The sequence below is a fragment of the Caulobacter sp. CCNWLW153 genome (assembly GCF_036889365.1).
GTDB lineage: Bacteria > Pseudomonadota > Alphaproteobacteria > Caulobacterales > Caulobacteraceae > Caulobacter > Caulobacter radicis.
This window is the reverse complement of sequence record NZ_JBAKFV010000005.1, coordinates 33,661-42,702: the sequence shown is the minus strand read 5'-3', so window position 1 is coordinate 42,702 and position 9,042 is coordinate 33,661. Positions and strand designations below refer to the sequence as shown.

At 67.6% G+C, this 9,042-nt stretch carries 7 protein-coding genes and 1 tRNA gene (1 of these 8 only partly in view); 7 read left to right on the top strand and 1 reads right to left on the bottom strand.

What is annotated here, in order from left to right; all coding sequences use genetic code 11:
* Positions 1-19, top strand: a tRNA-Asn gene (locus tag V6S85_RS09470) (it extends 156 nt beyond the left edge of the window).
* 86 nt (positions 20-105) lie between these two features.
* Here the strand turns inward: V6S85_RS09470 and V6S85_RS09465 are convergent.
* Positions 106-537: a hypothetical protein gene (locus V6S85_RS09465; RefSeq protein ID WP_334348797.1), complete on the bottom strand. Its 432-nt coding sequence runs from the start codon at positions 535-537 to the stop codon at positions 106-108.
* Between the two features lie 175 nt (positions 538-712).
* Here V6S85_RS09465 and V6S85_RS09460 point away from each other — a divergent pair, with 175 nt between their 5' ends.
* The 6 genes from V6S85_RS09460 to V6S85_RS09435 all read left to right on the top strand — a co-directional run bounded on the left by V6S85_RS09460 (position 713) and on the right by V6S85_RS09435 (position 9,041).
* Complete coding sequence (locus V6S85_RS09460; RefSeq protein ID WP_133244710.1) at positions 713-1,042, top strand: hypothetical protein; 330 nt, start codon at positions 713-715, stop codon at positions 1,040-1,042.
* 98 nt (positions 1,043-1,140) lie between these two features.
* Complete coding sequence (locus V6S85_RS09455) at positions 1,141-1,713, top strand: protein-L-isoaspartate O-methyltransferase family protein (protein ID WP_334348796.1); 573 nt, start codon at positions 1,141-1,143, stop codon at positions 1,711-1,713.
* 242 nt (positions 1,714-1,955) lie between these two features.
* On the top strand, positions 1,956-3,422 hold the full coding sequence (locus tag V6S85_RS09450) for a TolC family outer membrane protein (protein ID WP_116564488.1): 1,467 nt from the start codon (positions 1,956-1,958) through the stop codon (positions 3,420-3,422).
* Positions 3,423-3,558: 136 nt separating this feature from the next.
* Positions 3,559-4,107, top strand: coding sequence for a pole-organizing protein PopZ (gene popZ, locus V6S85_RS09445; protein ID WP_116564485.1), 549 nt, complete (start codon positions 3,559-3,561; stop codon positions 4,105-4,107).
* Between the two features lie 149 nt (positions 4,108-4,256).
* Positions 4,257-6,980 carry a valine--tRNA ligase gene (locus V6S85_RS09440; RefSeq protein WP_334348795.1) on the top strand — a complete coding sequence of 908 codons (2,724 nt, stop codon included), beginning with the start codon at positions 4,257-4,259 and terminating at the stop codon, positions 6,978-6,980.
* Positions 6,981-7,271: 291 nt separating this feature from the next.
* Entirely contained in the window at positions 7,272-9,041 is a 1,770-nt protein-coding gene (locus V6S85_RS09435; protein ID WP_116564482.1) for a class I adenylate-forming enzyme family protein, read from the top strand.
* The last annotated feature ends 1 nt before the right edge of the window (position 9,042 follow it).

Below are 9,042 nucleotides of genomic sequence, written 5' to 3'. Positions count from 1 at the left end.
AATCCTACCCGCGGAGCCACTCTCCTTCGTTCATCGAAGATTTCGTCGCCGGTAAGAGGCATCCCAGCATTCGATTTCGCTGCGTGAGTTCTCGGCGCGCCTGTTTCAGGCGGTCAGGAGCTTCTGAAGTTCCCGATAATAGGTCTCGGTATATTGGTGCTGGCGATCCAGCGCTTCCAGCATTCCGGGGCGGGTGAACACCTCGGCGGGAATCGTCACGCCCTTGCGGCCGTGACGCACGCAAAGGCCGTCGGCGATCAGCGCGCCGACGTGGCGACGCATCGTCTCGGCCGGCATGGCCAGCGAGTCGGCGACCTGGACGACCGTGATCGGTCGGCGCTGGGCGTCCTTGGCCAGTTCGTCCTTGGCGTCGAAGCCAGCGTTGGGGCGGATGTGGGCGACATTGGCCACCCAGATGGTCGTGAAGACGATGGCCCGCACGGGATCGTCGGCGTGAAGGCTCTTGGCCACGTCCAGCGAGCGCAGGAAATAGCCCGCCGATAGGCGGATGACCGCGCGCCGAACATCCGTGCTCATGCCTGCCCCCAAGGAAAGCCGCTCGGTGCAGGCTGAAGCCGAGTCGTCTCTGTGAGAAAATTCACCATGTCCCCATTTTGGGGACAGAGTGCTTTTCGAGGAGGCGCCGCGCCGCGATTTGCGCCATACGGGCCGCCGATTCAGGGGAAAACGGACGCGGGGGGCGCGTTGGGGCATGAGTGAAATCGAAGCCAGATTGCGAGAAGCGGCGGCCGCCGTTGGCGTGGCCGAGCGTATCGAAGCGCTGCTCAAGAGCGTCGAAGAGGCCATCGAGGCCTATCCGGACGACGCCGACCCTCGTTACCTGACCCGGCTGATCGACCAGCGCACGGCCTTGCTGGATCCCGATCTGCCGCTGATCGCGCGCATCGCCGTGCAACTCTGCGAGAACGACGCCTCGCGCGCCGCGGTGCTGGGTCCGCCGCTGGCCACCGCCGCCACCGTCTGTCCGCTGATGAAGCCGGCGGTGAATCAGTTGCGTCGTCTGCTCGGCGAGACGGCCTGAGTCGGGCAAATCCTCGGCGCGATTGGATGCACGGGCCTGATTGCCTTCCGGCGAGGCCCGGACCTATAAGCCTCTCGAACTGCTGTCCGAGGAAGTCCATGAGCTCCGATTTCGCGGCTGCCCGCCTGAATATGGTGGAAAGCCAGATCCGCACCGCCGACGTGACCGACCTGCCGTTGCAGGACGCCCTGCGGGTGGTTCCGCGCGAGAACCTCGTGCCTGCCGGCAAGGCCTATCTGGCCTATGCCGACGCCGAGGTCGAATACGCTCCGGGGCGCACCCTGATGCGCCCGCGCGACATCGGCAAGCTGCTGCAGAACCTCAAGCCGCGCGCCGGCGAGAAGGCCCTGGCGATCGCCGCGCCTTACGCCGCCGTGGTGCTCGAGACCATGGGCCTGCAGGTTACCCGTCTCGATGGCGACGACCTGACCGCCGTCCAGGGCGGCGAGTACGACGTCATCGTCTGCGAAGGCGCCGTGCCGAAGGCTCCGGCCTCCTGGACGGGCGCCCTGGCCCTGAACGGCCGCCTCGGCGTCGTCGAGCGCGAAGGCCCGGTCGGTCGCGCCGCAATCTATGCCCGCGCCGAGGACGGCCTGGCCCGTCGCGCCGCCTTTGATTCGACCCCGTCGCTTCTGGCCGGCTTCCCGGTCGAGACCGGTTTCGCGTTCTAGTCTTTTGGAAAAATGGGCGTTCGAGTGCTGAACCCGCTCGAACGCTTCAATTAAGCCCTTGAAACCAGGGACTGCTGCCCAGGGTTGGGTATTTCATCCAAGCTTGGCCAGGCCTAGTCTGGCGTCTTCGGTGACAAGCGCGCAAACTCCGCGTGAAAAAAGCTTAACTAGCGATGGTCCACGGTGGGCCTTACAGCGCTTGGGTGTAAAGCGCGGACTTCGCGTGTGTTGGGGAATGAGGGATGTCGAAGAGCCGTCGGGCCGGTTTGCTGGCCGCTGCTTGCTGCATGGGTTTCTTGGCCTCGGCGGCTAGCGCCGAGACCCTGACGGACGCGGTCGCCCTGGCCTACCAGACCAATCCCACCATCCAGCAGCAGCGCGCCGTACAGCGCGCCGCGGACGAGGGCGTGGTCCAGGCCAAGACCGGCTTCAGGCCGACGCTGGGTCTGGACGGCTCGATCTCGGGATCGCGCACCGATCTGGCCCATCCCCGCACGACCCTGGTCGGCGGCCAGGTCGTGACCGGCGACGTCACCAAGTCCGCTTCCAGCGGCGCCACGCTCTCGCTGTCGCAGCCGCTCTACACGGGCGGCCAGGCCAGCGCCCGGCTGTCGGCCGCCGAAGCCGACGTGCTGGCCGGTCGTGAAGACCTGCGCGGCGTCGAGCAGGGCGTGCTGGCCAACGTCATCACCGCCTATGTCGACGTCCGTCGTGGCCAGGAAAGCCTGCGCATCGCCCAGGAGAACGTCAGCGTCCTGACCCGTCAGCTCGACGAGTCGAACGCTCGCTTCGAGGTCGGCGAGATCACCCGCACCGACGTCGCCCAATCCCAGGCGCGCCTGGCCGCCGCCAAGGCCAGCCTGTCCTCGGCCCAGGCCACGCTGGCGGTCGCCCGCGCCAACTACGCCCAGGTCGTCGGCCAGAACCCGACCGACCTCGCGCCTGAGCCGTCGCTGGCCGAACTGCTGCCGGCCTCGGTCGAGCAGGCCTTCGACGCCGCCGAGGCCAACAATCCGACGGTCCAGGCCGCCCGCTACGGCGAGCGCGCCGCCTCGGCCCGCGTCGCCCAGGCCAAGTCGGCCTACCTGCCCACCGTCTCGGCCGGGGCCAGCCTCGGCTACTCGGCCAGCGAGGTGAACGGCGAGTACAAGCAGTTCGGCGAGTACGACCGCGCCCTTAGCGGCTCGGTCACCGCCCGGGTGCCCCTGTTCACCGGCGGCCTGAACGCCTCGAACGTGCGCAGCGCCAAGGAGCGCGAGAACGCCGCCCGCATCGCCGTCGAAGGCGCCAAGCGCAACGTGGTCCAGCAGGTCTCGGCCGCCTGGAGCACGCTGCTGGCCGCCCGCGCCAACCTCGTCTCCAACGAGGAGCAGGTGAGGGCGAGCAAGATCGCCTTCGAGGGCGTGCGTCAGGAGCAGCAGGTCGGTCTGCGCACCACGCTGGACGTTCTGAACGCCCAGCAGGAACTGCGCGCCGCCGAACTGGCCCTCGTCACCGCCCGTCGCGACGAATACGTCGCCAGCGCCGGCGTGCTGCAGGCCATGGGCGCGCTGGACGTCGCCAAGCTGGCTCCGAGCGTCGAGCGTTACGATCCCAAGACCTCGTACGATCGCGTGGTCAATTCGGGCTCGGTGCCGTGGGAGCCGCTGGTGCGGACCCTGGACAAGGTCGCCTCGCCGGCGGTCGCCACGTCCTCCGGCGGCAAGTAATCTCGTCCAACTTCAGGACGAATCAACGCGGCGCGAATCCTTGGCTTGCTTAAGCCGTGCAAGTCTGCACCATCGGCGGCACGCGTCTTGCGAGGCGTGCAAGGATTCGTAGCCCTTTCAAGACGGCCCAGCCCACATGTCCGACCAGAGCTCCCAAGAACCGACGATGGAGGAGATCCTCGCCTCGATCAGGCGGATCATCTCCGAAGACGACGCTCCGGCCGCCGAAGCGGCGCCGCCGCCCGCGCCCGCGCCCGAGCCGGTTCCCGAGCCCGAGCCGGTGATCGAGGACGACGTCCTCGAGCTGACCGATCCGATCGAGCCGCCGGCCCCGGTCGAGACGCTCGGCGACCTCGACCTCTACACCCCGGAACCCGAGCCGGAGCCGGCCTATGAGCCGCCCCCGCCGCCTCCGGAGCCCGCCTACACCCCGCCGCCGGTGTTCAACCGCGACGAAGTGGCCGAGACCCTGGTCGGCGACCACGCCGCGGGCCTGGCCGCCAGCGCCTTCGGCAGCCTGAGCTCGGCCCTGCTGATGCCGGCCAACGGCCGCACGCTGGAAGACGTCGTGCGCGAACTGCTGCGCCCGCTGCTCAAGGAGTGGCTGGACCAGAACCTGCCGCGCATCGTCGAGAACAAGGTCGAGGAAGAGGTCCACCGGATCTCGCGCGGCCGCGGCGTATGACATCGGCGTCGGGTCGCCGCTAGGCGGCCTAAGACGCCCGGACTTTGGGAAGGCGGTCGCGTTCGCGGCCGCCTTTTCCCGTTCAAAATCCCCGATAATCCCGTCGCCCGGTTTCGCCAGGCGGCCGCAAGTGGCATATCCCCTCCGCCATGCTTGAAAAGACCTTCGATCCCAAAGCCGTCGAACCGCGCCTGTACGAAGCCTGGGAGGCCTCCGGGGCCTTCAAGCCGTCCGAGGATCCGAACGCCGAGCCGTTCGTCATCGTGATCCCGCCGCCGAACGTGACGGGGTCCTTGCACATCGGCCACGCGCTGAACAACACGCTGCAGGACGTGCTGACCCGCTTCCACCGCATGCGCGGCAAGGCCGCCCTGTGGCTGCCGGGCACCGACCACGCGGGCATAGCCACCCAGATGGTGGTCGAGCGCCAGCTGGCCGCGGCCGGCAACATCGGCCGCCGCGACATGGGCCGCGAGGCCTTCGTCGAGAAGGTCTGGGAATGGAAGGCCGAGAGCGGCGGCGCCATCACCAACCAGCTGCGCCGCCTGGGCGCCAGCTGCGACTGGTCGCGCGAGCGCTTCACCCTGGACGATGGCCTGTCGGCCGCCGTCCGCAAGGTCTTCGTCCAGCTGCACAAGCAGGGCCTGCTCTATCGCGACAAGCGCCTCGTCAACTGGGACCCGCAGTTCCAGACCGCCATCTCCGACCTCGAGGTCGAGCAGAAGGAGGTCGACGGCGCCTATTGGCACTTCGCCTATCCGCTGGCCGACGGCGTGACCTACCAGCACCCCGTCGCGTTCGACGACGACGGCAAGCCGACCCAATTTGAGACACGCGACTACATCGTCGTGGCCACCACCCGTCCCGAAACGATGCTGGGCGACACCGGCGTGGCCGTCCATCCGTCGGACGAGCGCTACAAGGACCTGGTCGGCAAGGACGTCGTCCTGCCGATCGTCGGTCGCCGCATCCCGATCGTCGCCGACGACTACGCCGACCCGACCAAGGGCTCGGGCGCGGTGAAGATCACCCCGGCGCACGACTTCAACGACTTCCAGGTCGGCAAGCGCGCCGGCCTGCCGTCGATCAACATCCTGACGCCGGAAGCCAAGCTCAACGACGCCGTTCCGGCCGAGTATCAGGGCATGGACCGCTTCGCCGCGCGCAAGGCCATCGTCGCCCGCGCCGAAGAAGAGGGCTGGCTGAAGGAAATCGAGAAGACCAGGCACATGGTCCCGCACGGCGACCGTTCGGGCGTGGTCATCGAGCCCTACCTGACCGACCAGTGGTACGTCGACGCCTACACCCTGGCCCAGCCGGCGCTGAAGGCGGTCGAGAACGGCGACACCGTCTTCGAGCCCAGGCACTGGGAAAAGACCTATTTCGAATGGCTGCGCAACATCGAGCCCTGGTGCGTCTCGCGCCAGCTCTGGTGGGGCCACCGCATCCCGGCCTGGTTCGGTCCTGAGGGCTCGATCTTCGTCGAGGAGACCGAGGAGGCCGCCTACGCCGCCGCCAAGGCCCAGTTCGGCGCCGACGTCGTCTTGAGCCAGGACGAAGACGTCCTCGACACCTGGTTCAGCTCGGCCCTGTGGCCGTTCTCGACCCTCGGCTGGCCGGAAAAGACCCCGGACGTCGCCCGTTTCTATCCGACCAGCACCCTGGTCACCGGCTTCGACATCATCTTCTTCTGGGTCGCCCGGATGATGATGATGGGCATCCACTTCATGGACGAGGTTCCGTTCAAGCAGGTGTTCATCAACGCCCTCGTCCGTGACGAGAAGGGCGCCAAGATGAGCAAGTCCAAGGGCAACGTCATCGACCCGTTGGCCCTGATCGACGAGGTGGGCTGCGACGCCGTGCGCTTCACCCTGACGGCCATGTCGGGCCAGGCGCGCGACATCAAGCTGTCGAAGCAACGCATTGAAGGCTATCGCAACTTCGGCACGAAGCTGTGGAACGCCACGCGCTTCGCCCAGATGAACGGCTGCGTCCGCGTCGAGGGCTTCGACCCCGCGTCGGTGACCCAGCCGCTCAACAAGTGGATCCGCGGCGAGGTCGTCAAGACGCTCGGCGAAGTCACCAAGGCCTTCGAGGCCCCGGCCTTCGACGAAGGCGCTTCGGCGCTCTATCGCTTCATCTGGAACGTCTTCTGCGACTGGTACCTGGAGCTGGCCAAGCCGGTTCTGAACGGCGAGGACGAGGCCGCCAAGGCCGAGACCCGCGCCATGACCGCCTGGGTGCTCGACCAGATCCTGATCCTGCTGCACCCGGTGATGCCGTTCATCACCGAGGAGCTGTGGGAAAAGACGGCCGAGGAGGGCGGGCCGGCCCGCGAGACCATGCTGATCTCTACCCAGTGGCCGGAAATGCCGGAAAGCTGGATCGACGCCGAGGCCGCCGCCGAGATCGGCTGGCTGGTCGACACCGTCGGCGAGATCCGCTCGCTGCGCGCCGAGATGAACGTGCCGCCGTCGGCCAAGCCGGCCCTGGCCGTGGTCGGGGCGGGCGAGGGCACGCTGGGCCGCCTTGAGCGCCAGCGCGACCTCCTGGTCAGCCTGGCGCGCCTGGGCGAGGTCTCCATCGCGCAGGCCGCGCCCGCCGGCACGGCTCCGGTTGTGATGGGCGAGGCGACCGGCGCCCTGGGCGTGGCCGAATTCATCGACGTCGCCGCCGAGAAGGCCCGCCTGACCAAGGAGATCGCCGGCCATGCCGGCGAGATCGAGAAGACCGGCAAGAAGCTCGGCAACCCCGACTTCCTGGCCCGCGCCAAGCCCGAGGTCGTCGAGGAAAACCGCGAACGCCTGGCCGAAGCCGAAGCGGCGAAAGCCAAGCTGGAAGCGGCCTTGGGTCGTCTCGCGGCCATGGGGTGAGGCTTCGCCTCTCCGCCCATTTTCCTGCCTTCCTGGGCCTTGCGCCCAGGATCCATGGTTCAGCCTGCTCAGACCTCGGCAACGAGACCGAGGTCTGAGCAGGCTGTCGGCATGGGCCCTCGCCACAGGGGCGAGGGAGGCGATCTCTTGTCGGACGCGTGCCTTCCGCCGCTCCAACTAAACATTGTTCCCCTATCGTCCAAACGACCGTTTACATCGGCCGTCCGGGCGTGCTTACTCGACGGAAACGCGCCGCTTGAACGAGCGCGATCGACACCGGGAGAGTAACGAATGACCCAGGCCGCTCACGCGCCTAACCCCGTTCCCAATCCTGTCCCATGGCCCGCCATGTCGGTGAAGCAGGCCTACGCCCTGATCACCGCCCCGGGATCGCCGGCCGAGATGGAGGAGGTTGAGATCCGCGGCGTGCCGACGCGGACCTGGAAGAACCTCCCGCCCACGCTGCGCCACACGCTTCAGGTGGGCCGCACCCACGGCGACAAGATCTATCTGGTCCACGAGGACGAGCGGGTCAGCTTCGAGGCCTTCTACCGCGCCGTCACCGTCTTCGCCGCCGAACTGGAGGCCAAGGGGGTCAAGAAGGGCGATCGCGTCGCCCTGATCATGCGCAACCTGCCCGAATGGCCGGTGGCCTTCTATGCGGGCCTGTCGATCGGCGCGATCCTCACCCCGCTGAACGCCTGGTGGACCGGGCCCGAGCTGGAATACGGCCTCACCGACTCCGGCGCCTCGGTGGCGGTGATGGACGTCGAGCGCTTCGAGCGCCTGGCCGAGCACTTCGACAACTGCCCCGAGCTCAAGCGCGTCTACGTCTCGCGCAGCAAGGAAGACATCGCCCATCCCTACGTCACGCGCCTGGAAAGCGTGATCGGCTGCCCCAATGACTGGATCAAGCTGGAGGAAAAGCCGCTTTCGACCGTCGAGCTGGGCCCGGAAGACGACGCGACGATCTTCTACACCTCCGGGACCACCGGAAAGCCCAAGGGGGCGCTGGCCACCCACCGGGCGGTCAACAGCAACATCTTCGCCGCCGCCGCCGCCTCGGCCCGCAGTTTCCTGCGCCGGGGCGAAGCACCGCCCCAGCCCGATCCCAGCCTGCCGCAGAAGGGCGCGCTGATCTCGGTGCCGTTCTTCCACGCCACCGGCTGCTTCGCGGTGATGAACCCCTCGCTGTTCGGCGGGGCCAAGATGGCCATGATCCGCAAGTGGGATCCGGAAAAGGCCATGCAGTTGATCCAGGACGAGAAGCTGACCCAGATGGGCGGCGTGCCGACCATCGCCTGGCAGATCATCGAGCACCCGGCCCGCGACAGGTACGACCTGTCCTCGCTCGAGGCCGTGGCCTATGGCGGCGCGCCCTCGGCGCCTGAACTTGTCCGCAAGATCAAGGAGATCTGGCCCAAATCCTCGCCCGGCAACGGCTGGGGCATGACCGAGACCTCGGCCACCGCCACCTCCAACTCGGCGGAAGACTATGAGAACCGCCCCGAAAGCTGCGGTCCGGCCGTGCCGGTCACCGACCTGAAGATCATGACGCTGGAAGCCCCCTACGAGGAGCTGCCGATCGGTTCGGTGGGCGAGCTGTGGTGCAAGGGGCCGCAGGTGGTGAAGGGCTATTGGAACAAGCCCGAGGCCACGGCCCAGACCTTCATCGATGGCTGGGTGCGCACGGGCGATCTCGCCCGCCTCGACGAAGAGGGCTTCTGCTACATCATCGACCGGGCCAAGGACATGCTGATCCGCGGCGGCGAGAACATCTACTGCATCGAGGTGGAGAACGTCCTCTACGACCATCCGGCGGTGATGGACGCCGCCCTCGTCGGCGTCGAGCACAAGACCCTGGGCGAAGAACCCGCCGCCGTCGTCACCCTTAAACCCGGCGCGACCGCGACCGAAGACGAACTGCGCGCCTTCGTCGCCGACCGCCTGGCCGCCTTCAAGGTGCCGGTGAAGGTGATCTTCTGGCCCGAGACCCTGCCTCGCAACGCCAACGGCAAGATCCTGAAGACCGAACTGAAGAAGGTCTTCGTGACGGGGTGAG

Excerpts from the sequence above, each read along its gene's own strand:
- V6S85_RS09465 (WP_334348797.1), bottom strand. The coding sequence starts at position 537 with ATGAGCACGGATGTTCGGCGCGCGGTCATCCGCCTATCGGCGGGCTAT.
- V6S85_RS09460 (WP_133244710.1), top strand. The coding sequence starts at position 713 with ATGAGTGAAATCGAAGCCAGATTGCGAGAAGCGGCGGCCGCCGTTGGC.
- V6S85_RS09455 (WP_334348796.1), top strand. The coding sequence starts at position 1,141 with ATGAGCTCCGATTTCGCGGCTGCCCGCCTGAATATGGTGGAAAGCCAG.
- V6S85_RS09450 (WP_116564488.1), top strand. The coding sequence starts at position 1,956 with ATGTCGAAGAGCCGTCGGGCCGGTTTGCTGGCCGCTGCTTGCTGCATG.
- popZ (WP_116564485.1), top strand. The coding sequence starts at position 3,559 with ATGTCCGACCAGAGCTCCCAAGAACCGACGATGGAGGAGATCCTCGCC.
- V6S85_RS09440 (WP_334348795.1), top strand. The coding sequence starts at position 4,257 with ATGCTTGAAAAGACCTTCGATCCCAAAGCCGTCGAACCGCGCCTGTAC.
- V6S85_RS09435 (WP_116564482.1), top strand. The coding sequence starts at position 7,272 with ATGACCCAGGCCGCTCACGCGCCTAACCCCGTTCCCAATCCTGTCCCA.